25 protein-coding genes are annotated in these 26,716 nt (G+C 34.9%); all 25 read right to left on the bottom strand.

Annotated elements, in window-relative coordinates:
- Positions 1-18: 18 nt before the first annotated feature.
- Entirely contained in the window at positions 19-1,236 is a 1,218-nt protein-coding gene (locus tag JMN12_RS15300) for a DUF2931 family protein (RefSeq protein ID WP_317193629.1), read from the bottom strand.
- Positions 1,237-1,238: 2 nt separating this feature from the next.
- A complete protein-coding gene (locus JMN12_RS10365) occupies positions 1,239-1,784 on the bottom strand; it encodes a hypothetical protein (RefSeq protein WP_203139036.1) in 546 nt (181 codons plus the stop codon).
- A gap of 7 nt (positions 1,785-1,791) precedes the next feature.
- Positions 1,792-2,358: a hypothetical protein gene (locus JMN12_RS10370; RefSeq protein WP_203139037.1), complete on the bottom strand. Its 567-nt coding sequence runs from the start codon at positions 2,356-2,358 to the stop codon at positions 1,792-1,794.
- Positions 2,348-5,161, bottom strand: coding sequence for a type VI secretion system Vgr family protein (locus JMN12_RS15305; RefSeq protein WP_238423883.1), 2,814 nt, complete (start codon positions 5,159-5,161; stop codon positions 2,348-2,350). The genes JMN12_RS10370 and JMN12_RS15305 overlap by 11 nt, the downstream gene beginning before the upstream one ends.
- A 38-nt stretch (positions 5,162-5,199) precedes the next feature.
- Positions 5,200-5,595, bottom strand: a complete 396-nt coding sequence (gene tssD, locus JMN12_RS10380) for a type VI secretion system tube protein TssD (protein WP_203139038.1) — start codon at positions 5,593-5,595, stop codon at positions 5,200-5,202.
- A gap of 97 nt (positions 5,596-5,692) precedes the next feature.
- A complete protein-coding gene (tssD, locus tag JMN12_RS10385; protein WP_016479764.1) occupies positions 5,693-6,079 on the bottom strand; it encodes a type VI secretion system tube protein TssD in 387 nt (128 codons plus the stop codon).
- A gap of 52 nt (positions 6,080-6,131) precedes the next feature.
- Positions 6,132-6,518: a type VI secretion system tube protein TssD gene (gene tssD / locus JMN12_RS10390; RefSeq protein ID WP_009411176.1), complete on the bottom strand. Its 387-nt coding sequence runs from the start codon at positions 6,516-6,518 to the stop codon at positions 6,132-6,134.
- A gap of 136 nt (positions 6,519-6,654) precedes the next feature.
- Entirely contained in the window at positions 6,655-8,022 is a 1,368-nt protein-coding gene (locus tag JMN12_RS10395; protein ID WP_203139039.1) for a DUF5458 family protein, read from the bottom strand.
- A 32-nt stretch (positions 8,023-8,054) separates the two neighbouring features.
- Entirely contained in the window at positions 8,055-8,495 is a 441-nt protein-coding gene (locus JMN12_RS10400; RefSeq protein WP_203139040.1) for a hypothetical protein, read from the bottom strand.
- A gap of 261 nt (positions 8,496-8,756) precedes the next feature.
- A complete protein-coding gene (locus JMN12_RS10405; protein ID WP_203139045.1) occupies positions 8,757-10,583 on the bottom strand; it encodes a type VI secretion system baseplate subunit TssF in 1,827 nt (608 codons plus the stop codon).
- Between the two features lie 37 nt (positions 10,584-10,620).
- A complete protein-coding gene (locus JMN12_RS10410) occupies positions 10,621-11,049 on the bottom strand; it encodes a GPW/gp25 family protein (RefSeq protein WP_203139047.1) in 429 nt (142 codons plus the stop codon).
- A gap of 41 nt (positions 11,050-11,090) precedes the next feature.
- Positions 11,091-11,789, bottom strand: coding sequence for a hypothetical protein (locus JMN12_RS10415; RefSeq protein WP_203139048.1), 699 nt, complete (start codon positions 11,787-11,789; stop codon positions 11,091-11,093).
- A 12-nt stretch (positions 11,790-11,801) separates the two neighbouring features.
- Positions 11,802-12,359 carry a hypothetical protein gene (locus JMN12_RS10420; RefSeq protein WP_203139050.1) on the bottom strand — a complete coding sequence of 186 codons (558 nt, stop codon included), beginning with the start codon at positions 12,357-12,359 and terminating at the stop codon, positions 11,802-11,804.
- 26 nt (positions 12,360-12,385) lie between these two features.
- Positions 12,386-12,907 (bottom strand): type VI secretion system TssO, encoded by a 522-nt coding sequence (tssO, locus tag JMN12_RS10425; protein ID WP_203139052.1) that lies wholly within the window; start codon positions 12,905-12,907, stop codon positions 12,386-12,388.
- A gap of 30 nt (positions 12,908-12,937) precedes the next feature.
- A complete protein-coding gene (locus JMN12_RS10430) occupies positions 12,938-14,089 on the bottom strand; it encodes a hypothetical protein (RefSeq protein WP_203139054.1) in 1,152 nt (383 codons plus the stop codon).
- A 3-nt stretch (positions 14,090-14,092) separates the two neighbouring features.
- A complete protein-coding gene (locus JMN12_RS10435) occupies positions 14,093-15,061 on the bottom strand; it encodes a TssN family type VI secretion system protein (protein WP_203139056.1) in 969 nt (322 codons plus the stop codon).
- A complete protein-coding gene (locus tag JMN12_RS10440; protein WP_203139061.1) occupies positions 15,058-15,996 on the bottom strand; it encodes a type VI secretion system baseplate subunit TssG in 939 nt (312 codons plus the stop codon). The genes JMN12_RS10435 and JMN12_RS10440 overlap by 4 nt, the downstream gene beginning before the upstream one ends.
- 61 nt (positions 15,997-16,057) lie before the next feature.
- Complete coding sequence (locus tag JMN12_RS10445; protein WP_203139062.1) at positions 16,058-16,408, bottom strand: DUF4280 domain-containing protein; 351 nt, start codon at positions 16,406-16,408, stop codon at positions 16,058-16,060.
- 21 nt (positions 16,409-16,429) lie between these two features.
- On the bottom strand, positions 16,430-17,236 hold the full coding sequence (locus JMN12_RS10450) for a hypothetical protein (RefSeq protein WP_238423885.1): 807 nt from the start codon (positions 17,234-17,236) through the stop codon (positions 16,430-16,432).
- A gap of 80 nt (positions 17,237-17,316) precedes the next feature.
- Entirely contained in the window at positions 17,317-20,637 is a 3,321-nt protein-coding gene (locus JMN12_RS10455) for a type VI secretion system Vgr family protein (protein ID WP_203139064.1), read from the bottom strand.
- 79 nt (positions 20,638-20,716) lie between these two features.
- On the bottom strand, positions 20,717-21,355 hold the full coding sequence (locus JMN12_RS10460; RefSeq protein ID WP_203139065.1) for a C40 family peptidase: 639 nt from the start codon (positions 21,353-21,355) through the stop codon (positions 20,717-20,719).
- A 5-nt stretch (positions 21,356-21,360) separates the two neighbouring features.
- Positions 21,361-23,838, bottom strand: coding sequence for an AAA family ATPase (locus JMN12_RS10465; RefSeq protein WP_203139067.1), 2,478 nt, complete (start codon positions 23,836-23,838; stop codon positions 21,361-21,363).
- A 36-nt stretch (positions 23,839-23,874) separates the two neighbouring features.
- The gene (locus tag JMN12_RS10470) at positions 23,875-24,468 is read right to left on the bottom strand and encodes a hypothetical protein (RefSeq protein ID WP_203139069.1); all 594 of its coding nucleotides are present in this window, start codon (positions 24,466-24,468) and stop codon (positions 23,875-23,877) included.
- Positions 24,465-25,607, bottom strand: coding sequence for a hypothetical protein (locus JMN12_RS10475; RefSeq protein WP_203139071.1), 1,143 nt, complete (start codon positions 25,605-25,607; stop codon positions 24,465-24,467). Before JMN12_RS10475 ends, JMN12_RS10470 begins: the two co-directional genes overlap by 4 nt.
- Before the next feature lie 24 nt (positions 25,608-25,631).
- Complete coding sequence (locus JMN12_RS10480) at positions 25,632-26,699, bottom strand: PKD domain-containing protein (protein ID WP_203139073.1); 1,068 nt, start codon at positions 26,697-26,699, stop codon at positions 25,632-25,634.
- Positions 26,700-26,716 lie beyond the last annotated feature (17 nt).

A 26,716-nucleotide genomic window follows, 5' to 3' on the forward strand; every position in this document is an offset into this window, starting at 1 on the left:
TTATTCATTTTTTTATAATTACCATTCATCATCTTCAGATATATAAAAACTACCATTGCAAAACCATTCGTTACGTTCTCCTACTTTTAGGTGAGCATTTATATCTGTTTTTTCTTGATTCACTTCTACAATAAGTTCTCCTGCCTTATCTTCTTGCCCCTTAAATGCTTTCTCAAAAACATCCATTGCTTCTTTTACATTGAACTTGATAGAAGCTTTATAAATAATGCCTTTTTCATCATAAAATTTAATATATACAACAAAGGGTACTGACCTTTGAGCAATGGTTGTGTATCGAAATTTTTCAGGGATACTATATTTTTCTATTTGATTTTCACCCCATATTCTTTCGCCAAATAATTCTTCTATTTCACGATTAAGACCTTGGTAATAATAAGAGTGAATGAATTTTGTTCTGTCTTTGGTAATAAGAGTCATTTTCCAAGGATAACGTTTTCTAAAGGTATCCCATATTCCATAAGGAATCTTAAGAATATCATCTTCTTTAACAGAACTTTCAGTAACAGGTGTACCGCATTCATTGTGTTTCATCAATATTTTCTTCTTAGGCATACCTAATTTTATAGCATAATCTCTATTTTCTATAGTATGCTCATCCAAGACAACATCTCCTGTTCTTTTATAATATTGACTTGCTTCTTCTTTAGTTACAAAATGAATATCTTCTGTCTTTTTTGCTTGGTAACGCCCTACTTCTACAACCCTACCATAGTTGTGTAACCAAACAAAAACCACTCCTCCTGGAGCTAAACCTACAGATATATTATACTCTTCTATTTTTGGAGCAGTATCATTCTCATTAAGAGAAAGAGTATACACCTTATCTTTTAAAAGTTCTGCTATCTTAACGCTGTCTAAAGGTTGATCTTCTAAGAGATATTGACATTTTTCAACATACGAAAGCCAAGAAACATCCAAGTGAGTAGGGATACCTTTAGCTTCACCTTCTTCGGCATTTTTAAAAAGACCTGGTGTTCCATTACTTATTGAAAAAAGGGGAAAAGGACAATCGTTTTCAAATATAAAATTTGAACTTGTCCCAAATTTACTAGCTCCATCTTTTCCATATACTACCCCGCGATAAGTTCTTATAGGGTAGCCCGCTACTGGTTTTACATAAGCGACCCAATGATATTCTTTATTCATATTTTCTTTTTCTTTACAAGAAGTTAATGATGAAAGTAAAACTAATAGGGTTATGATTATATTTTTCACTGCTATTTTTTATATTTTCCAGATTTATCTAATTCTGACCAAGGCACTTCTTCTATCTTTGAGGAAATACACTTATTATCCTTAAATTCTAAGCTAATAAAATAATCATATTCACCCACAGTTGAATGAGAATAATTTTCTAATTGAATTCTTACAAAAGTTTTATCTTTCCTTTTGGTATATTTAATTCTCTGTGGTATACAAGTTGTTATTGTAAAGTCGGGTTTGGATGGAATGTAGATTTTATTTCTATTAAACTCAATAATTGGATTGTGTTTCTTCAATTCTTCTCTTGTAATTGTCGTTTCATTTTCTAATGATAAGGCACATTTCCTTTCTAAAATAGCTATAGAATTCTCTGTTTTTATAAAAATTTTTATATTATCTTTTAGAAGATGAATATCTGCGATATAATATAATTCACAAAAATTTCCATCACCACAAGGAAGTAAGATTACACAATAATCAATGTCTTTTTCTATTGATGTTTGTGAAAACAAAGAAAATGTACTGATAAAAACGAATACTAATGTTGTGATTGTTCTCATATTCTTGTTAAAACTTATGTAATTTCAATTCAGAAAAAGGTATTTCCTCTATCTTTGAAAGAGATAGTTTATTATTCTTATATTCAAGATAGATATAATACTCATAATTTCCAAAAGTTGAATGAGAAACATTTGTAAATGCTATTTTTACAAGCGTTTTGTCCTTACGTTTTTGATACTTAATTTGCATAGGAACACATTTTTGAATAGTCTCTATGTGTGTAGTATCTAAAATGATAAATTGGTCGTTAAACTGAATTTTTGCTCTCTTTTTACCTAACTTTAAAAGCTCTTCTTTAAGATTTGCATCAAGGAGAGCAAAGGGAGAAGATTTCTCATTGAAATAGTCATTATCTTCAGCAATAAAAAGTTTTATTTTATCTTTAAAGAAAGTTTCTTCAAGCACATAATACCTATTACACAATTTTGTACTATCTTCTCTACAATAAAAATTACCATTCTCAGAAGGAATTTCTATAAAATAATAATTATCATCGACTCTTCTAATACTATTTTGTGCACAGCAAGAGAATGCTATGAGCAAAAAAAATGCTAAAAATATATTATTTTTCATCTTCTTTGTATTTATAAAAAATTGTTGAACCAAAACCTTTTAATCCTTTGTAAACAGAGACAGATACACAAGTAAAATCTTTTTCATTTTTCCAATTCTCAAATCCGTACAATTGATGTTCTTTTTTGATGAAAAGATTCCTTTTCCACCAATTATCATTAAAAATATCTGTTGTATGCCAACCAACAGCTTTTTCACTAATATCTTCTTCTTTTTCTTGGAGATACAATAATGCTTTTATAGTATAATTGATAGCCAACCTCATTTTACTATATTTGTAGTAAAAATTATCTTTATTGTTATTTCTCTCCTCTAAAAATTTATCAAAATCTACTATTTTTTCTCCTTCTTCCATTCCTAAAAAAGCACGAAAAGCACCATTAGCATCTTTCCCACTAGCCTTTTTCCCATTAGCATACAAATAATCTGTTCGGTCGCATCTCATATCTATAAAAGAATCTTTTAATCTATTCCTTAAATTTTCATCTTTATTAAAACGAGATCGATTAATCACTGCAAAAGGCAATCTCATAATAGCTTCATTATTGTATCCTGTTTCACTATAGGCTGTTCCTGCAATGCTTAGGAAAAGGTCTTTATCAATTTCCATATTTTTAGGGTTTTCAAAAATTGGATTCCCGTTTTTATCTTTTTCTTCTTTCTTACTATTGCAGGCAAAAACATCGTTTTTATTTCCTTCTTCGGAAGTAGTTACCTTAGCTAAGAACCTTCCTTCATAGTCAAAATAGTATCCATTAGGTGTGATAGGTTTCTCTTTTTTCTGTTCTTCTTCTAAAGGTTTATCTCCTAACTTACCAAACAAAGTTTTAACACTTTGTCCACCTCCCGTATGTATGGTTGTTTTAGAAAGTTTTTTAAGAATATCAGTTAGTTTTGCTACCTCAGATATATTTACCTTTGTATCACTACTACCTAATAATTTTGCCACTTGTGCACTATGAATAGTAACATTTCCTTCACGGGCTTGGTGGAAAGTCTCAGCTGTGCTCTCTAATAATTTTCCTGATATTTCAACACCTTTGTCTCCTTTTATCTCTTGAGAATAATTATTACTACTAAAGTCATAATCATTAAGTACTTCTAATTTATGATTATTTTGTACAGTAGTAAACAAATCGTTCCCTATTTCCATAATACAATTAGTTCCCGCTTTGATATTTACATTTTCTCCCGCTGTAAAACTAATATTCTTAGGAGCACTTACATTGATATTTCCCTGTCCATCCATTAGGTAGGTATTACCACTAGGATCTTCTATAAACACGCTACCTTCCCCATCATTGAGAATAATTTTAGTACCTGAGCGAGTATGTATCACTTTCTTGTCATTGCCTGCTGTATGGTATTTACTAAATTCCTTGCCGTTGTAGTTACTTCCTACTACAAACGGACGTTCGGCATTTTGGTCTTCAAAGTCTACCCATACTTCTTCGCCTATTTCAGGGATAAAGTAAAAGCCTTTGCCGCCTCCTGCGTGGGGTTGTACTACGCGTATCCAAGGGGTTTTGGTTTGGTGCTTTTCTTGCCAAATAAACTGTACACGTACGCGCCCTAAGCCCTTAGGGTCGTTGTTGTCCATTACTCTGGCTATTTGCTGTTCGGCTCGTGGGAGGGCTTCTTCATCATAATAGTAAGCGATATACACATCGGGGATAGCGATAAACTCGTTGTAATACTCATCTCCTGATTGATAGTGTTTGATATCTATCACTCGGTAGGTTTCCATTGGTTTGCCATTGATGTCTTTGAGTTTTACAAAGCCTCCTATACGCACCTTTGGATTACGGCTTCGCCCTCTGACTTGCATCAGCTGTTCTCGGCTTTCTTTCTCTCGGCGTACTACATCTTTTAAATAATCACCTCTAAACTGTTCGGGTATGGCTACATAAGGCATTTCAGGTACTTTGGTAAAGACTTTGTTTGAGGCTTTGATAGCTGCAAACTGAAAAGGATTTACCTTGTCTTGCAAGCGTACTTCTTGGGTCTTTTTTTGTTCTGTACCTGCTTTTTCTGCATCATAGGACAAATAGGTGAAGTTTTGAGGCTTGATCATTAGTTCAAACTCTACATCCATCATATCATCTCCTTCAAAAAGCTCTACTGTGTTCTGTGCTTCATTACTGAAAATGAGCTGGGTGCCATTGTAGTAAAAGAATTCTCCATAACGACGGGCTAACCTACTGATAAAGCGATAATCGGATTCTTTATATTGTACCACATAAGGAATTTTATACTTAGTATTAATCATTCCTTCGGTATTTACCTTGGCTTCTTGAGGGTATTCAGTGGTGGCTTCGGCGATGATTTCAGGAAGGGTTTTGTTTTCATACGACTGACAGTCTTTGCCATTTTCTAAAATGATACTTGGTGCAAAACCTGAGATATAGAGCCTGCCGTGTCCGCCTCCTTCGTCTTTGCGGTTACGAATATTGGCTATAATCCCTTTGAATGACTGTACAATACTTCCATGATGATGGAAATGAATAGTAATGTTCTCTCCTAAAAGATCTTTGGAGTTTTTCATCACTTGTCCTGTAAAGTCATCAATAGCTGTATCATTGACCACAATGGTAAACTCATCGTGGGCATTGGTGTGCTGTGAAAGTTGTAAAGAAAAAGTGGCAGTGTCTAAAAATCCTTTACCATTGAGAGAAAGGGTAATCATCACTACTGAATTTTCCTTATCTTTCAAAAAATCTTGAAAGTTCTTTACTGAAGCAAATTTCGCAAAGGTTTCGGGATCGTTGGTGCGACCTGGAACGGAAGTATTATCGTTATTCATAGGATTCTTTTTTACTAATGAAATTTAAAAATATAGATCTAAATACCCATTTTCCATTGTTTGTTATGGGTGATGCCATTAATTGTTATCTGTTGTGCCGATAAAATGAGCTCAATTTGCAAGGGTTCTGTACTATTGGCATTAAAGTCTTCTGTAAAATTTATACAGAAAGCCTTTTTAAAAGAAAGTTCCTGCAATTTACTCATTGCATCTCTACGATAGTAAATAATCTTACCATCTTTGGTCTCACTAACACTATTCATCCATTTGAACAAGTCAGGTTCTCCTGTACTTTCCAAACGAATAAAGATCTCGCCACCTCTTGGCATCCCTTTTGGAAGTCCTGTTTGATCTACATTTTGTGTAAAATTATACCTACAAGCCAATACATTATAGGTTTTTCCGTCTAATTCTAATTTGACTTTGAAAGACATATCTATATTATTTTAGAAATTATACTTTTATTTTATTTTCGTCTGTTTTAAGCAGAAAAAGGTAGCACCCTAAAGCGCTACCCTTTTTCCATAAGTTTTACACCCACTCATTTTCGTAGGCACCTGTACCCATTTCTAATTTCCTTGCAGAAATGGTAAAGGATTCTGTGAGGGGTTTTTCACCTGAGGCATCAAAATGCTCTCGATGTTTTACAAGGTAAGCCTCAGTGAATTTCAATTCTTTTAGGGTGGCTTCACTGTCTCTTTTTAAGAAAGTGATACTACCGTCTTTACGTTCAAAAGAATTGGTCATCCACTCGAAGAAGTCAGCTTCTCCTGTGCTTTCCACTATTACATCAATTTTTCCACCACGTGTAACGGTAGAAGGACGACCTGTTGCATCTGTTTCTTGGAACAATGCATAACTAACGCTAAGAACATTATATTCTTTGCCGGCTACTTTAAGTTTGGCTTTGAAAGACATACGCTTAAAAATTTAAAAAATTAATAATTACATTTAAAAAATCAAAAGAAGATTACACCCATTCATTGGTATGTTTGGCTGTACCCATTTCAATCTCTTTGGCAGAGAGTGTAAAGGTTTCTGTCAGCGGATTATCACCTGCTGCATCGAAATCTTCTTTGTACTTCACGATGTAAGCTTCTTTAAATTTCAGCTCTTTCAAAGTAGCCTCGCTGTCTCTTTTGAGAAAGATGATGCTTCCATCCTTGCGTTCGAAGGAGTTGGTCATCCACTCAAAAAGGTCGGTATCACCTGTGCTTTCCACAGTGATAGTAATTTTGCCACCTCTGGTAACCGAAGAAGGTCTACCTGTGACGTCGGTCTCTTGTAACATTCCGTAGTCTACGGAAACGATGTTGCGTTCTTTTCCAGCAACATTCAGTTTGCATTTAAACGACATAATTAAATAAATTAAAATTTAATACTCAATAATACCAATTATGGAAATATATATAAAATGTCTCCAATGCCTTATGTTGGAAGTCTAAACCTTGTTTTATTGTTTAAGGTGCATCATCCCATCATAAGATGGTACTTTACTTTTGTTCATATTCAGTATCCCATTCATTAGCATCAGTTCCCTTGTGTCCATCCATCTTGATAAGAAAGTTTTTAGCAGGGAAATAAGGTTTCATATGAATGTCTAAATAGATTCTGTCTTTTTGTTTAGGGTCTTGTTCAAATCGTCTTATCTCAAAATTCTCAATAAGGTTTTTAGGACCTGTGATGCTATCCAAGAATTGGACAATTTGGTTCATAATATCCTTACGTGTAGTGGCTGTAAAATTCTCAAAAGCTCTACGGTTAAGGAAATCCATTAGTACTTTGGTCACATAGTCGAACACACGTACTACAGAATACGTTTGTAGTCCTAAGTTATCTCCATTGAACAATGTTTTGCCAGAAAAAGCCATTACTTTTCCGTATTCATTTACCATAGGGATAAGTCCTAAACTTTCCAAGTTGGCTATTTCACTTTTCTTCAAGTCGAAACGAACACCTTCTACTTCGTTGATACCTCCAAATTTCTTTCCAGCAGTAACCTGAGACATCAAAGTTTTGTAAATTTTTCCTGCTAAAGCAGCGGAAGGGGGTACAAATAAATCAGCCGTTTCGCCAATTTCATTGAAACGACCTCTACCTACTAGCCAGTTGCAGGTCATTAGTACATTGGCACGATACACATCGCCACCTGTGAGGTTTGCTTCGTCGAACATCTCCATTACATCATCGGGTTCATCTAAGTGTTCAAAGTCAGTAACGAGCATTACTTTATTTTCGTGAGCGATTTTTGCCCATTTTTCGACTACCATATTAGATCCTAAATAACCTGGAATCACTAACAATCCATAGTTATTTCTAAGGTCTAAACGGTCGTAGTTATCGGAAAGTTCGGCGTGTATGGTATCAATAAAACGTGTGTTGTCAAGGTCTTTGAGTTGCTCTAAGGAAGCGTTCATCACTGTAACGTTTTTGATTTTGTCTTCCTCAGTATTTTTGTAGAACAAAGCTATGGTTCGATAGTTTGTTTCTAACTCACGAGTAGCCTCTACAGCATTGTATAAGTTTTTAGAAAGCAACTCTTCTGCTGATTTTTGTTGATCTTCACAATGTGTGACCATTTCAACCAAAGAATCACTTTGTTTTAAAACACTTGCCCAAAGTTCTAAGGTTTTCTTTAGGGTATCTCTTTCTTTTTGCTTACTACTTTCGGTAAGGAATATCTTTCTACGAGCGTTTCTCTCAGGATTTACATTTTGTACATTTTCTATGGATGCTTCTAACAAATCAAAACCTCCATAACGCACTAATTTATCTAATGACTTTTCTAATGAAATGGGTGATTTCTTAACAGATTCCTGTGCTTGTGATGCTGTATTTACTGTTTCTATTTTATTTGACATTGTTTCAAATATTTAATTGGGAATTTAAAGAATTAACTCAACTCAGCTATTAGAGCTTCTAATGTATCTTGTAAGGCTTTTTTAGCATCAGGATCTTCCAAGGCTGCTTTAAGGAGTTTGTTTGTTTTGAGCTGTTTGATTATCTTCTGATATTGGTCTTTTTCTGTAGCCAATCCCGTAAGGAAAGCGCTTTGGGCTGTAATTCCTTTAGTGCCAAAATCTCCCAAGTTTTTAAAAGTCAATTCTTCTACTTTTGTAGCTCCTTCACTATCTTCAAAATCTACCTTCATAGTAGGTTTAAAGTGCTCGAACACTTTATCTAAAGTATTGAGTCCTTCCACCAATTCAGGTTTTACAGGATTTTCTGCGCTCAACTTTTGAGCTATCAATGTACGGTTCGGAGCTATTTCTAAAATAGCTTCGCTTGCATCTATAGGCACCTCATTGCCCCCTATTCCTTTATTTACTAACATAGATTTCTATATTAAGAGAATTAATACTTTTAAAAAAAATTTACTCTAAAAAATAATATTTTGTACTTCTATTACTGCGCAAATGTAGTTTATTTAGATGAAATCTCCAAATTTTTCTTTGATTTTTTCTCAAATTATTTTTCAATAAAAATATATTTATTTGATTATCAGCAATATAAACTATTTTATTTTTATAATAATTCAAGTTGTACAATCCTTGAAAACAAGATTTTTTTTGTTTAAAGTAACTTTTTCGATCAATTACTTCTCAAAAATCCTATAAGGATAGATGTTCGTAGAAGACTTTTCTAACTTAATCAAGAAACTATCCTTTAAGTATTCCCATTCTGTTTCACTTACTTCTACCTCTTTATTTTTATTTAGGTAAATATCTATAGTTCTTTTGAAACCTCCTTTTAGTGAGATTTCTTTTTTAGTACCTTTTTGTACATCTAATCCTTCAATAGTATGTTTGAAATGGCTTTTAGCAAAGGTTTTCACATCAGCAATAGTGACAATTCTACCTCGTGAAAGCAAAGCATTGCGATATTCTAAAATTTTATCAGAAGTAGTAAGTCCGCGCCTACCTCCTAAGGAAGGCCTTACCGTAATAGCTCTACTAATAGCTGTTTTGTTTTCACTATCACAATCCAACAAGACACCTGTTTTTATATCATTTCCTTCTTCTGCAGCTGTATGCCAATAAGAAATAATAAAATTCATATCCATTTCTCTATTGTTTGAAGAGAATATTAAATAAGGATTAGTATTTAAAGACAGATTTTTTTCTTTTATATTTTGGTATATGGAAGCTAAGTTTTGTCCTATTTGTTTGAGTTCTTCTTCTATAGCATATTCATTCCCAATAGCTGAAAAGGCAGCTGTTTCCTCCCTGATAAGACTTAAGAGATGTTGCAGGTGCTCTAAAGCATTCCTTTCATCAAAGCGAGCTACTCCTCCTCTCCTTAACACAATAGAAATATTATCATCTGATAAGTAATTTTTTACATCATATCTTTTTTTGTGATTATCTGCTATATAATCTATATCTAAAAAGGAATCCTCTCCCATAAGAGGGTAAAGTGTAAGTTGTCCTTTGATACGCTTGTAATCTTCAGTATGTCGTATATTAATAGCAGGCACACAGTTTAGAGCAATACGTACATTTTCTAATATTTTAGGGGAGATGACCTCATAGAATTTGAATTGCAACCATATAATATCTTTCTCTGTTATAAAGTTATGATTGAAAAAGTGGTTTTCTAATAAAGTAGTTGCTACTGATTTTTCTTCTCCTTGGGGAGGGGAAAGTGTTCCTTTTAGTGTAAAGAAATTCCCTTGGTAGAATTGGTTTACCTCATTATATATAGCATCTATACCTGTATAATTCTTAGAGATAATATTCTCATACTCAACACTATTAATAGGTACATTATATCCCTCTACTAATTCATATTCTTTGCCCTCTGAAAAGACTTTTACTTGTTGAAGGTAATAGGTAAAAAACTCTTTTTGCTCTTTGTTATTTACATCTATGTAAAAACACAAATCTTCTAATTTTTCCACCCCTGAAGCCTGCAGTCCTATCCAAAATTCGCCTGAAGGGATATTCCTCTCTGAGCGTGCTATCTCTTCCTGATAGAAAAAACTTTCTTGTTGTAGTGCTTTATTGCCATACAGCAAATATTTCACTTGTGCTGTGGTAAGTTTCATTTCTAAGGTCGGACTGAAATAGATATCTTTTGTATTTACCTGAGTTGGGTCATATATATTTTGAGTTTTTTTAATAGCCTTGAAATGATTATAACGAGAGAGCTGAACGTTATTTTCTAGAGGAGTGAGTTGTAACAATGTCTGTGAAGGGACCACTCCTACTATTTGATTAGGGAAAATAATCTCGAGGATTCGATCTGTAATTCTAGCACGGGAATTTTCTTGTTCAAAACGCAATTTCTCAAGCTCTGAGGCACAAGCTGAAAGTAGGAGCTCTAAGACAGGATCAAAAGAACTTTCGGACTCTAACTCACTATAGCCCCACATTCGTGAAGCTCTTTTTATCATTCTATTTTTTATCTGTTCCTGATTCATTTCTATTTATTTGATTTTAAAATAGTTGCTTTAATCATTAATAGGACAAGGGGCTTACAAAAAAGGAAAAATCATACACATAGGGGCGATTGGTTTCTAAAACAATGGCTCTTACTGAAACTAAAACCTTTTTCTTTATCCGCTTTTTGTTGATCTCCCCTAAGTTTTGTTCAGAGATTCTCACATCTATCTCTTGTAAAAAGATTCGTTTTTCATGTTGTGTAATACTGTTCTTCAAACTTTTGGAAACAAAGACTTTTAGTTCATTATCACTCTTGAGCAGATCGAAATCCGAGTCCCACAATTCACAGCCGTATGTTTCATCAAACTTACATTCTCCAAAAGTAGTGGTCATTAGGGTATAGATAGATTGAGAGATAGAATCTTCTAAAGCTATTTTTGCAAGGTCTTGTTTTTTCATCAAGCCTTCAAAATCGATAGGGAGCTTGTAATATATTCCTTTCATAAATATGAATTGTAAGTGTTTCGTGTAACTTTTCTAATAATTTACAAATAAATGAGTTTCTGCACTTTTCCTTTGCTATCAAAAGAGAATTCTTTGGCTATTTTTGCGCGTTTGACAACTTGTAGCATTACTTTTGGGGTAAGCTTTAGCATCTTTTCTCGATAGGAAATATCGCCTATAAAACTTTGTCCTTCATTACTATCTACAATAATAAAGTAATTATCTATATCTGTAGGTTTTGTAAAGTCTTCTAAGCTCCCTGCATAGATAAGGAGTTTCTTATCTCCACTTTGAAACTGATAGGACAAAGAATCGTTGAACAATTTGCGATAACGCGATAGTTCGAAACTCTCTATACTGTCTTTTTCGGGTTCAAAGGCTATGTTTTCATATAGGAAAGTGGTTTTATCAAAGCGCTTGATGCCTAAGAATGAAAAAAAACTTTTTTGGATAGTTTCTTTTTTAAAGGCAAGGAAGTCACGAGTAACCTGAAAAGTTTTTATTTCTTCAGTTTTATCGTCTGTAACGGTAAGTTTGTAGGTAGGAAGTTCTACCCAATGGTCATCTATTTTTAGTTGAACGCTTCCTATAGGTTGTTCAGAAATGAGGAGACTGATGGTGTGTTTTTGAAAATGGGTGTCAGTACGTACCACTACCTTATCGGCATCTCTATCATTCCATTTTTCTGACAGATAGCGGTCTTCATATCGCAGTGTTAGTTTTATTTCGGGTAGTGGCATAGTATTTTTTTATTATTTCACCTTGTACCTTCTTAGACATTGTATTAGGGTAATGATATCATCACTTTGTTTAGGACTTATCAAAAACTCATAATTTTTATAATAGGTATAGATACTGATTTTCGTTATTTCTTTAAAAATAATTTCATCTATTTCTTTGGTATTTAGCTTATGTGCAAAAGCTCCTTCACAATTGATGGGAAATTGATTTTTTAGGGTCATCTTTTCTCCTGAAGCAAAGAGTATATCAAAATTTTCTTCTTTTTTCAAGCAAACAGATTCGTCTAATATTTTGACATATAAGAATAAATCCTCCCCTCTTTTCCCAAACTGGAACACTCCATAGGTAAGTGTATCTTTATTAGCACGTAAATACAAAGGCTGTGCACTTGCAAATCGTCTTCCCTTGAGCTTTTTATGTCCTTGTACTATCTTGCAATTGATAGTAACAGGCTCTTTGGGGTTCTTTGAGATGATTTGCAAGCTATCCTGTTTTTTTTCCTGCTGAGAAAAAACAATAGATGAGAAGCATATAAAGCCTAAGAAGGAAAGTAAACATTTTTTTAGCATATCCAATACATCTTTTAATAGCTACTTTATTCCTGTTGGTACAATTGTTTGCAAACTTCTAAATCTACTTTCATCTTATCATATTCTTCTTTTAAAGTTTTGTTGATAGTACTAAGACTATCCAAAGTTTTTTGGTTGATAGTAAGTTGTTTTATTTGTTTCTTAGCATCAATGAGCTCTTTGTATACCAAGATAGTATTGTTATACATATTTTTATTTCTAAGAGAGTCTTTAGGGATTTGCTTGTACATATCGGCAAGGATAGAAAGGGCTAATTTTTCGTTGAAAAAGTCGTTTTTATAACCACCTTGAGGTGTTCCTATAGAATCTACAGCCACTTTTACTTTTTCTAACTGAAAAGAAAAGCTATCTTGAAATTTCATTTCTCGTTGTATACGAGCATTTTCTTGCTTGAGCAAATTGTTTTCCTTGAAAGGAAAATAGATATTGACCATAAGAGCCAAAATTATAACAAGTACTGCAAGAGTGAAAAACAACACGAAAAAGCCTAATGCTTTTGTACGTTCTTTCTGATTTAATATTTCCATATAGGTTGATACTTTTGTTGTTAATTTCTATTAATCGGCTAAGAAAGTCCTACTTCTTTCAGGTTGTAGAGAGCTTTTTTCATTTGTGATTTCAGATACGAAAATGCTGCCATCACGTTTCTTACCAATGAAGTCTAAGCGGTTTAGAATAGCAAATAAATCTTCTAAGGTTTTCATAAAACGTTCTACTTTCACTACAGCATCGTTTATTTGATTATGGTTGTATTCTGTATTGATTACCTCAGAGAAGACTGTTTCAAACTCTCCTTGACTTACATTGCACCAATCGGCAAAGTAATTGAGCAATTCCTCTTTACCCACTCCTGAACGGGCATCGATAAAGTTCTTGAGCACTCTTGCAAAACCTACTACTGACACTAACATTTCGGCAGGGGTACTATAGAGTGTAAGCCAGCGAAAATGATTGATTTCAGTAGCTAAATAGTAGAGCATTCTATCGGTCATTTGTTCTATGATAGTGGCTAATTTGTTGGTTTGGTTTTTAGTATGTATTTTTTGAGCGATTTGGATAGCATAAATCTCCATCTGACCATAGAAACGGTCGATTTCGTTGTATAACTGCTGTAGTTTTTGATGAGAAGCTACCAGTACACAAGGTGGAATATAAGAACTATCAAGATTGGTATTACCACCACTTACCCATATTTTTCCTACAATGAGATAATGTCCCCCTACTCCCATATCTTTTCTAAGATCCTCTTCCTTTACTAAAGAAAGGTAGTATTCAGGCTCAGTATAAGGGTCGCGTGGTGGATTCTCCTCAGGGTCAGGGTCTCCACAAGGGACACGTTTGAATGGATTGACAGAAATACAAGCCAGTAGAGCAACCTCATCTTCTTTTATCTCTTTGATAATTTCGGGATACGAAAAAGAGAGCGTACTCTGTTCTGTGTTAGAACTGATGTCTATTCGAGAGCCATTAGGAGTAATCGCGTGACATTCTTCTATGCGGAGTCGGAGGTTTTTATGAGTGTCTACTGACAGGTTCATTCTCACTGGGTCATTGACGGGCAACAATCCATAGGTAAGCATTGAGGTGTGTACCCCTATGGCATCGCGTACCGAATCGATGACAAAGTTTTGAATATCTATAAAATACCTTTTATTGATTTTCATTCCATCAATAAAGTTCACTGGCAAATGGGTGAGTTTTTCTGTCATGGTTTAATATGTTTTTACTCGTTCGTTATCTTTTTCTTTGCTGTATTCAAAATCTGTTTCTTGTTCATTATTATTCATTGCAGTCTCAGAAACAAGTGTTCTCATACAAATAATATAGCTATTCTCTTCTATTCCATTCATATACAGGGTGAATTTTGGATCTATATATTTGGTAGATTCATACCATTTAGGTTGTTTGAAGAATACCCAATTATAAAAGCCATCTTCATTCTGTATCTCAATAGGAGCATCGGCAAAACGCTCGTTGTAATCTTCTACAAAATTGTAGAACAAGCGCCCAAAATCTATTCGGGTAGGTCCTTTAGCACGATATAAAGTGTAGTCTTTATCATTTTCTTCCTTTTTTATCATAAGTGTGAATACTACTAAATCACGCATCTCATCATCACTCACTCCTACTAACTCTTTGTAGTTTTCAGGAAATTGCCAAGTAGTGTAGATTTTAGGTGGTATCTTTAGAGAACGATTGAAGCTCGCATTCACTAAAGTAGGGATGAAAAAGACTATGAAATTGCCCATCATCAAAGGCAAATAGTACATTCCATTTAAGAAAGTGTAAATTAACAAGAAAGGTACTGAGGCATATAGTACCACCAATAAGGCGAAGAATAGTTCTTTGAACACATCGTCCTCTAGTTTGAATTTGTTGAAAAACAAGCGATAGAAATAGCAGTGGAAGACACCAAGGGTCAAGGTACAGATTTGATAGAAAACAAATTCACTTAGGGTTTTCCCTTCAAAGAGGCGGCTATATCCTAAAAAGGCAATGACTGTATATACCAATACTGTTAAGAACAGATAGATATAGATATTGGTTTTATACTTTTTGAACTCAGGGACTTTCTTTGAGAAAATAATAGTAATGGCTATACACATAGCCACTAAAAATAGCAGTAGTATCAACAGTTGCGGGTCGAACAAATTGATGAAATAATTCTTTAACTTTTTCATATACAAGTGTTATAACCTAAGATAGGGTCATTATTTTCTTTTAATTCAAATTGACTTTCTTCTTCTGAGAGCAATACACTTAATTGGATTTCTACTTCCAAAGGGAAAAAGTGCTCACAGAACATTGTTACAAATTTTTCTTTATTGCCCCCAAGTATATAATCGGTAAAAGCAGAATGCTTTAAGGGACCTATCTCAAGGGTCAGGTGTTTGGTATAATCTTCATAGGCTGTACCTGTGATCATATCCACTCCTAAGTAAATGTCTTCTCCCAAGCAAAAACCTTGTGATTCATCAGAATAAGTAGCAAACTCTCTTTCTTTAAGCTGTACTTCTTCACCTAAAAGTTTTGAAAGTATTTGTACTGTAAGGGGTATATTACCTACTATTTTGTAGCTATAAGGCAATAATCGTATAAACTTAGAGACTAAGAGCGTTGGAAAATCTTTTGAAATACCCCAAAGTTCATAGAATAATGTAGAAATTTCATTGGCATTAAGCTCTTTAAAGCTATCTTGTTCAAAGGATTCTATTTCTACCCCTAACTTAAAAATCTCATTCTCAAAAGGGCTAAAAAAGGTACGAGCAGCTTTTTCTTCTTGTTTCCTCTCTCTGTAATCTTTGAGCATTGTATCCACTCCCTTGCCTTGAGTTTCATTCTTGGTATGGTGAGCGACGCTTTCGGGTAGTATATCATACAAACTATCACGAGAAAGGCTTACCTCTATCAATTGGGTAGGATCATAGTTGAAATCAGTAAGTTTTGCACTTAGTATATCGGCGCGATAACCGCGTACAAACTGCCCTTGGTGTTTTACTACATACTCATTGTCAGAGATGATTCCTTTGTCTAACAAGTGGTTTAATAGCACTTCTGCCCTTATATCATAAGGTAACCGATTTATCTCATTTATAACTCCTGTTAGGTGTTCCATTTTGATAGTTTTTCAACGTTGCAAATGTACAAAAAAATTACAAAAGTGCAAATTTTTGTTTTTATTCTATTTCGTGTTGTTCGTTATGTCCTTTATGGGTAACGGATATTTTACCGCCTACAGCACACTGACAAGTGCTTTTCTCAGTGAGGATTTTTAGATCGTTGATAGTATCTTTCTCAGCTGTTTGCTCCCATTTTGTAGGAGCGGGCATACAAGGCAAATAACCTCCTGTAGTAGGTTTTAGCTTACACTGACCAAAAGGCATTATATTCACATTAGCTTGTTTGTCGCTCTCAGTAGCAACAGGCTTGTCCTCAATAGTTACAAAATCCTGACTTGTTACAGTAAGTTTACTTTTGGCAGTGCCTTGATTGCAACTAAGTTCTGCGGTATTGGTGATGATATCCATAGGCTGTTAGTTTTAAGGTTGTTATCCAAAGAGTTTATCCCAAAAGCTCTTGTGGTTTCGATTAGTTTGGTATTTTTCCCATTGTTCTTCTTCATAGGCTTTCCATTCTTCTTCGGTATAGGAAATACCATTGACTTTTCGCCTTGTATCTGGGGTTTTATACTTTTTGCCATTTTCGTCTCGCCAGTCTTGGTATTTACTCTGTTCAGGAGGAAGTTTGTCTATTTTATTAGGTACAATGGTTTTAAGTACTTTAGTATAGCTCCCTCCTTCTTCTTCATAGATAATAATATGGCATAACACCTCGCCTGTATTACCATCTATTCGTAAAAAATGATTATTTTCCCAAAAACTTATATTAGTTTCTATCTCCCAATAATTTCTGCCTTTAAATGATTCTTTGCTAATTGACAATGTTTCAAGACTTATTTTATCTTCTATATTATCGTATAAGTAATTAATCACATCTTCATAACTAAAATCCCATCCTTTATCGTGATCAACCACTCTAAGAAGTGTTGCATTATTATCATAGAAATACTCTTTGCCAAGTATTATATTTGTCTCTTTCCGATCAGCAAAAAGTGTTTTTTGTTTTACCTTTAGTGTTTTAGCATCATACGCTTTTGCTATATGATAGTTTAAATTGTCAAAATATTCCTCATAGATATAATAATATCCTTTACGTAATATTATTTTTCCATTAGGTGTTTTTTTCTTATATGTTTTATAGCCAGTTATTTTATCCTCAACTAAAAGACCTTCATAATCCTCTAAATGAAGAATATCAAATAAACCATCTATTTTTGGGCGTTCATTCTTGTTCATTTTTTCTAATTTTAATTGATTATACTGCGCATTACTAACGTTTACTATCAATAGTAAACAACTAATTGTCATTAACTGTTTCATAACTGTTCAGGTATATAATTATCAGGTTCTGCTGTTGCATTACGGCAAACTATCTTTATTTGCCAATAGAATAGATTATTTCTATTATTCGTAGTATAATCCATAATATTGGTGGTCTTTCCGTATTCAAATGAATATTTCCCGTTTGAACCTATAGATCTATTAAGAGGGTTTATGAGTGCTGGCATATGTCGCTTACTCTCAAAAGAATGAGGTAATTTTAAACTATGGTACACTTCATGTGCTATAGTAACTGGTTTTAATTTATTTGTTGCTACAATCACCTTAAAAAGAGGGTTGTAATAAGCTGTTGTAATACGATCATCTTCAAATTTCTTCTGCGGTAAAAAGAATATAGGAATATAATCTGTTAGATCAGTATGCAAGTTTCTTTTTAAATATGCACTTAAAGGGGTTGATGACCTTTCTTTAGAAAAGAGTTTTCCTCTATGAGCATAGTTTCTATTAAACTCATTTCTAAGTGTAAAATCTCCTGTATTTAACCCACTCAAATCTAATCTTGCCGTCTCAAATATAGGATCTATTAAGGAGTTTCTTAAATACTTACGTAAGTATCTTTTCTGTTCAAAAAGTTTTTGTTCATCATAACCAAAATCATTTCCAAACTTATTGTTTATATTTGTAATTACATTTACCATTAGCAGTTTTACCACTTTGCGATTGGCTTTGTCATTAGGCATTACATCCAAGACCCCTACTACCTTTTTCTGTGCAGGTTGCCCATTAGTGCCTTCTGTAAGGGTATACGCTTTTATCTGTTTCCCTTTTAAGTCTCCAAAAGGCTTTAAGCACTCTATTTCAACAGTAAGGCTTTTATGGTTTCCAACTGACTTTGAAGGTATTTTAAATATATTGTAGCCTTCTGGTGGTGTGTAGGCTACCTCTGGGAGAGGGGGTTGTGGGGGTGGAGGTGCAACAGTAACTCCTTGTTCAATAATATCAAAAAACGTACTTTCATATTCTATAAAGAGGTTGTTAGGCTCTTCATACACATCATATATGATATCAAGAGTAGCTACACTTCTTACTTGTTCATTTTCATTCTTATACAAGATAAGTTTAGGCACAAAATACCTATATGGTGTGCCATTGCGATCTATTGTTACATTTCTATACTCATTTTTAAAATTTTTGATTACCGCAGCATCCTCATGGTTAAAAGAAGTTTTAGTGTTATTATTGTGATAGAACCCCATAATAGTGTCTATTCGCGCTGCATCGCCTATTAGTTGAGTGTCATTTTCCCGATACCAGTCAAAGCCATAAGTAGGGTTATCAATTGGATTAGTGAAATCTTCCCAATCACTACTCGGTCTGAACATCACTAAGGCTTTGCCTTCAATCACAACAGGTTCTTCTGCAAAGCTTTCTGCCTTATTACTATGTTTTGTTCCCTGCTGTCCTTTCACCTCAAGCAGCCCTTTAGAGTTCACCGTTGCCAACTCATCGGAGTGGATAAAGAGTTTTTCTACTCCTGCCACATTGGTTTCTCGGGCTTCTATCTTGATTTCTTGGTCAGAGTTTATTAGGGCTTTGCCGGCTTGGGTGTGGAAATAGTCGGCAATGAGTTGTTTCATAAATGGAGTAGTTACCAACATTTGTTGCAATACATTGAAGAAAGCTGTGTTGGCTACGTCCATCACTAAATTGTTGCCGGCACTAAGATTGAGGTCTTTACCTGCACACAATGAGATACTCTCTGGCGCAGAAATCTCTATGTTCTTGCCTTGGGTGTCAAATCTTAGGGTATTGCCATTTTTGTCGGATAGCAAAATGCTCTCGTCTTCGGTGAAGATGAGTTTGTGTCCGCTACGGGTTTGTATGGCTTTGATATCGTTGTTTGTGTTATGAAAAGGGCTGTATTCCTTGCCGTTGTAGTTGCTGCCTACTACAAAAGGGCGTTCGGCATTTTGGTCTTCAAAATCTACCCATACTTCTTCGCCTATTTCAGGGATGAAGTAAAAGCCTTTGCCACCTCCTGCGTGGGGTTGTACTACGCGTATCCAAGGGGTTTTGGTTTGATATTTTTCTTGCCATATAAATTGTACGCGCACACGTCCCCAACCTTCGGGGTCGTTGTTGTCAATCACTCGGGCGGGTTGCTGTTCGGCTCTCGGGAGGGCTTGTTCATCGTAATAGTAAGCGATATACACATCGGGGATGGCGATAAACTCGTTTTCATAATCATACCCCGACTGGTGGTGCTTGATGTCGATAATGCGATAGCTTTCCATCGGCTTATCGTTGATATCCTTTAACTTTATAAAGCCTCCTATGCGCAGATGTGGATTTCTACTTTTGCCTCGCACTTGCATCAGCTGCTCACGGCTTTCTTTCTCACGACGAACTACATCTTTTAAATAATCACCTCTAAATTGTTCGGAGATTGCATTATAAGGAATTGTTGGTTTCTTGGTAAATACCTTTTCAGAGGCTTTGATTGCGGCATATTGGAAAGGGTTTATTTTGTCCTGCAAATGGACTTCTTGGGTTGTTTTCTGTTCGGTATTGCCTGTTTCTACATCGTAAGAGATATAAGAGAAATTTTGTGGTTTGATCATTAGTTCAAACTCTACATTTATCAGGTCTCCTCCCTCTAAAAGAGTTACTGTTTTTTGAGTTTCGTTGTTGAACATCAACTGGGTGCCATTGTAATAGAAAAACTCACCGTAACGACGGGCAAGGCGTTGGATAAACTGATAATCGGATTCTTTGTATTGTACTACATAGGGGATCTGGTACTTGGTGTTGAGTAAGCCATCGGTGTTGATAGTTACTTCTTTATATTCTTCAGTAGCTTGTGCTACTATTTCTTTGAGGGTTTTATTTTCATACGACTGGCATTCTTTTCCGCTGTCTAACAATATACTGGGAGCAAAGCCTGAAATATATAAATTACCGTAGCCACCTCCTTCGTTTTTCTTATTGCAGATATTGGCTATAATTCCTTTGAAGGATTGTACAATGTTGCCTTTTTGGTGAAAATGAATTGTAATTTTTTCTCCCAGAAGGTTTTTGGAGTTTTTCATCACTTGCCCATAAAAATCATCGATAGCGGTATCACTTACTACGATGGTAAATTCATCGTGGGCATTGGTGTGCTGGGTAAGGAAAGTTTCAAAGTGGTTTTTGTTTAGAAAGGGTTGGTCGCCGAGGGTGAGGGTAACCATTACCACGGGGTTGTTTTTGTCCTTTACATAGTCGTCATAACTTTTTATGGAAGCAAAGCGGGCAAGAGTTTGAGGGTCGTTCACACGACCTGGGACTGATGAGGTGTTGTGAGTGTTGTTTTCCATAGTGTAGTTATTTTATTGTGTTTATTGAGGACAAATGTACGAAAGATTTTTTGAATCGACAAGGGTTTGAATAAAAAATCTACTTTTTCTCTTTAAGTCTTCCAGCACTTGTATAGCGTTTTTGGAAGTACTCATCATTGAAATCATAGATATTTAGCCCTTGTGTAGTACAAGCCAATATCCTGCCATTTCCTAAATACAATCCTACATCGGAAATAGGTTTGAACTTATCATACCTAAAAAACAAAATATCCCCTTCTTTTAAGTAAGTACGCCCTGTGAAAAGTTGTAAATCCTTAGAGCGGAAGATACCATCGGGAGTCTTGGGAAAAGTAGTTTCATACACTTCACTAAACAATGCCTGTATAAAGTAAGAAGCATCTGCTCCTTCTTGTTTTTCTAAGGTCTTTTCCTTATAAGGCGTTCCTATCCATTCATCTATAAAAGCATAGAGCTTATAATTAGTGATTTTTTTAGGGGGTACAGCTAAAATAATGGAGTATTTCTCTCTTAAGGCTAATTCCTTATCGGATAGGTTTTCTCCCTTATCATCTACCAAGGTATACTGCTCATTGATTTGTTTCTTTTGGGCTAATACTGCTTTGTAGAAAGCATCGGTAGGGTAATGATAAGGAAGCTCAGCAAGATAACGGTTTGATGAGCAAGATGATAATGCAATTGTACTAAAAGTAACGAAAAGTATTTTTAAGTGTTTCATTCTATTTATTCGGTTATGTTCGATTTTTTCCAAGCGACTTCATTATTTTCCCAGAGTACCTTTATAGTATCTCCTTCTTTAAATTCACCTGCTACAAGTTTTTTAGCCAAAGGACGGCGTAATTTGGCACGAATGATACCTTTTAAAGGACGAGCTCCATAGGTGGCATCATAGCCTTGTTCTGCTAAATGCTCTTTTACTTCTTGAGCAATATTGAGAGAGATGTTTATACCCTCCGTTAGGTTTAAAAGCTCTTTTTTCAAATGTATTTCAAAGATTTTTAGAGCATTCTCTTTGCTAATAGGTGCAAAAGGTACTATCTCCGTAAGACGCCCCAAAAACTCTGGTCGGAAATAACGACTCATTATCTCTAAAAGAGTAGATGAGGAAGGGATATTCCCCTCAGTAAAAGATTTTACAATAAAGTCAGAGCCTATATTGGACGTAAAGAGGATAATGGCATTAGAAAAATCACCTTCTTTACCCAAACGGTCGTGCAACTTCCCTTCGTCCATTATTTGTAGGAATACATCAAATACAGAGGCGTGGGCTTTTTCTATCTCATCAAAAAGTACGATAGAGTAGGGCTTTTGTCGGATTTTATTCACTAATAAACCACCTTCCTCATAGCCTACATACCCTGGAGGTGCTCCATAGAGTAAGGCTGCCGAGTGCTCTTCTTTGAACTCAGACATATCAAAACGGATAATGGCATTTTCATCTTGGAAAAGGAATTCGGCTAAAGATTTAGCCAATTCTGTCTTCCCTGTTCCTGTAGGTCCCAAAAAGAAGAAAGAACCTATCGGTTGTCCTGCTTTGCTCAATCCAGAGCGATTTTCGAGTACAGCCTCACTGATAATAGCAATAGCGTGGTCTTGCCCTACTACCCGCTCGGAAAGAATAGCATCCATATCACTCAAACGCTGTTTTTCCTCTTCTTTGAGTTTGCCTATAGGAATATTCGTTTTTTGAGAGATAAGTACAGCTAAGTCCCATTCGGTGATGTGAGAACGTTTTTCTTGAGCTACTTTTTCAGCTTCGGTAATGAGTTTGCGTCCATAGCTCAATAAGTTGTCAGCAGTTTCAAAAGTAGTAGTTTGTTCCTCTTCTAAAAGGGTAGAGGCATCTAACAAAAAGGGAATGCGTTGTTTGATATCATTCAATAACCAAGCAGCGTTTTTTTTGCGTTGCTCTTCTGTAAAACCTTGTGTATTGTCCTCCAAGTGAATTATTTGTGTAAGCAAGGCATTTTTTTCTTTTAAGAAAGATGCTCCTGCTGTTTTCACAACAGACATTGTATGGTCTATGAGGTCTATCGCTGAGGCAGGCAGACTTTTCTCTTTTAAATACCTTTTAGAAAGACGTATGGCTTCCCAAATTGCCTCATCGGTTATGGCTATATGATGGTGGTTTTCATAAGCTGAAAGGGTTTGACGCAACATTCTAAAATGGGTTTCATCATCACTTTCTTGCAATTCTACCTTTTCAAACAAAGGTTCTAAACCTGATTTTTCTATTTTTTTGGTAAATTCATCGATAGTAGAAGTGCCTATGACAGTGAGTCCTTTAGTAAGTTCACTTTTAAGTAAATTTGCCATAGAGGAATCAAAAGAGTTACCTAAAAGTGCGTGTAATTCCTCGATGATAAGTACTGATTTAGGATATTGCTTGAGTTCTTGGGCTATGTTCTTGATACGGTCTTCTATTTCACCTTTGTAGGAAGCTCCTGCTATGAGGGCTCCCATATCCAATTCAAATACGGCTAAGTTAGACAACACATCGGGGACTTGACCTGCTATAACCTTCTGTACAAAACTATTGATAAGGGTAGTTTTTCCTATACCTGAATCGCCTATGATAAGCACATTTTGTTTGCTAAATCTGCACAGTATTTCGGTAATTTTTTGAGTTTCGGCAACTCTGCCAACAGGTATTTCTTTTGAGGCTTTAGCTTTGAGGATATCTTTTTTATTAACACAGTATTTTTGCAAAAAACCTTTAGCCGTGGAAGAAAGAGGAGCAGAAGAGAAAGGTTTTTCGACAGAGGCAGCAGGAAGAGGAGTCGTTTCTAAGAGTTCGGCACGAGTTACAGGATAGGTTTTCATTTGGTCGAAATTAAAAGCTACTCCCTGAGTACTCAATGCAACAAATACATCCCATAAGGAGATTTCCTCCTCATCTAAAATTTCCCGAATAGCTTCTGCTTCAGTGAAGATAGTGTCTATCACTTCATCGGGGTCGCAGGAATAAGTGTTAGTAGCTTTTAGAGCTTCCTCAATGCGCACTTCAGCCCATTCTTCTAAATAGAACACATCGACTCCTTTAGATTCCAAGAGCTTTAAGAGTGGTAAATCTCTGTTGAGAACGGCTTTCAATAAGTGTCCGCCAGAGTAACGAGCGTTCATATTTTCACGAGCTATTTTCTGTGCTATCTCCAATGCTTTAGTAACCTCTGGGGCATAGCTCAATTTCTTTTCTTCCATTGTTTTGTATTTATTCGTTAAGTGAATATGTTTGTTTTACCAGTCAGGAGTGCCTGTAAGGGTATCTACTTTTTGCTTGATATAAATTGCACAATTACTAATTTTTTTACCATTCCATTCTTTATAGTTTATTAAAGGTGTTGGTAATTTTTCTTTTTTCTTTGCGTAGGGGAAAAGAAAAATAGTATCTTTTCTAATGATAGCTCGGCTGTATTCATAAGAAGCATATGCAGGGCTATGCGCTATAAACTCTTGCATTTCTAGCTCATTAGAATTGCGCATTCGATAATATCCTATAGTAGCTGATTTTGGTCTATTATATTGCAAGCTATCTTCTCTCAAAAAACCTGATATTAACCGACCATTATCAAAAAAACGAAGAAACCTAATTTGTTCATTTCCTAAAAGGCTACTCCTCTTTATGTAAATTACTTTTGTGTCAATACTATCTTCCTTTTTTAAAATATAGGGTGCAGGTAATGCAAGTTTAAAATTGGAATGCTTAGGTCTGACAATAGTTCTACCATTTTCTTCACTCTGTATTCTGTAGTAATTTCTACCTGATATAGAATAATAGGTGCAACTACTACAAGAAAAAAGAATCAAAAAGATTATTGCTCTTCTCATCATTTTCTTTCATATATAAGGTTCCCATTAAGAAGTACAGCTCTCCTATAATATGGAAATTTCAAGTTTTTTAAAATTCCATGAAGTCCATTTTGTCCCCACCCATCAAGTTCAAAATCTAATTGAATTCGAGAGTTATTATTGTTTATTCTAAAACGGGGGTTAATATTACTTATTCTAATAAAGGTAGGAGCTTTATTAAAAGATTTTTGAATACTATCTTGTGTATGATAAATGTATTCGCTTAATACATCATCAATATTCTGATTGATTTCACTTTTTAGTAGATTTCTTTGCTTTGAGTTTAGTGTTTTGTCTTTTTTGACATCTTTTTTTAGAGCCTCTAATTGATTCAATTTTTCTTCTGGTTCTCCATTTTCATTATATCTACCAGTAAAATTCTGATAGCCACCTTCTATTAATTCCCCACTAAGCAAAAGGAAACTTACTATAAAACCTCCTGTCCACCCAAAATCAGTATTTCCCCCTCCATAAAATCTAGAGTCATTATTCGTACTAAAAGAGATATTGTTTATTCGTACATTATAATACCCTTGTCTTTGTAAATTATTAAGGCTAAACACTTCATTGATAGCAGAATTATAAGTAATAGCTTGTCCTATAGCCCCTGAAATTTCAAAGTTGTTAGGTATAGGTTCAGGGAGATTATAGTTTATGGTATAATTATTCATAGGCATTCCTTCTCCTTTACCCAAAACAATACTTGAAGAAAGAACTACATCAATTGAAATATTCTTATATTTAGAAACTCCTGCTCCTTCTGAAGATCTTATAAAAGAAAACATTGCCGAATGATTGGTAGCTAAGTTTCCAAACTGACATTGTATCCCAGCACCAGCAGTTGCCCTATAATCTAATTTCATTTTGTAATTTAGAGTTATTTCAAGTGCTACATAGAATCCTGTCTTGATTCCAAAATTAGGAGGAGAGGGGTTTGTAGATTGCCCTATAACCTCCATACCTTCTAATCTTTCTTGTACATAGCTTTTAACAGCTGCTTCTAAATTACTTTCAATAGAAAATTGAGTAGGGTAGTTTAAACTTTGTTGTAATGCTGATGATACAGCATTTTTCAATTGGAACTCTGAAAAAGGCATCTCAAAAAGTGTTGTTGAACTCATAATTGTTATATTTTTAAATTGTTATTATCCTTTCTTCCAGAATATTTTTCCTTTTACTTTGTAATAAACATATATATTCTGGATACAAGCGTTATTAACATCCTTTTGCAGGCGCAAATTTTCTATTTTTACTTTCTTTCCAGAAATTTCTTTACAAAACTGTACAAAAGGTACGATTTTATCATCATTGATAACTACAGGGACCTGGTAGTTCTCACAAAGATAGTCTTTGAAATCATCTTTGGTTTTAGCTTGAGAGGCTACCCCATTGAGAAGCAGGATAAACTGCTCATTAGAGATATCAGGGACTTTCTTTGCAGGAGGAAGGGTATCTTCCTTTTTAGGTATTTTAGGAGCTACAGGAATATTGGTAAGCATATCCACTAAGGGGTCTTTCTGTGCTTTGCCCATAGGCAGCGAAAAATCGCTATGAGGTTGTTCATATACATAACTCTCCATATCTATAGGCTCTTTAGCAACAACGTGCTTGGGAGCTACATAAACGGTTTTGGTGGCTATATGGTCTAAATCGCCATTGACGATAAGGGTTATCTTCTTTTGTCCTACACGTTTGAACTTATAGGTTACAGAATCACCCACAGCATCAGTAGAGGAAGTTTCTCCAAAACTCCACTCAAATGAGATGCCTCCTTGTTTTTGTCCTATGAATTTAGTGGTTTCACCTAAGAAGACCACATCAGGAGCTTTGATGGTAGGCAGGTAGCCTACTTGTTGATTGAGAGAGGTAATGGTAAGCACCTTTTGAGAAGTACAAGAGCCGTTGATAGTAAGAGTTACCACATATTCTCCAGTCTTTTCATAGGTGTGGAAAGTACGCTGTCTAAAATCGGCAGGAGAACCATCGCCAAAATCCCATTTCCACGATTTAGCATTTTTGGTTTTATCACCAAACTCAATTACTTCCTTCACAGCATAGTTATCGGCAAAGACATAGAAGTTAGCCTCCTGACAATCTACGTGACGAGAGCATTGAAAAATGAATAAGAAAATACCAAGACAAAGGAGTACTCCAAAACTCCAATAGATTTTAGGGTCAAATTTAGGAAAAAAACCAGTAGAATTATAATTCATATATCTTCTTATTAAAG

It is taken from the genome of Capnocytophaga genosp. AHN8471 (genome assembly GCF_016806945.1).
In the GTDB taxonomy this organism is placed as follows: domain Bacteria; phylum Bacteroidota; class Bacteroidia; order Flavobacteriales; family Flavobacteriaceae; genus Capnocytophaga; species Capnocytophaga periodontitidis.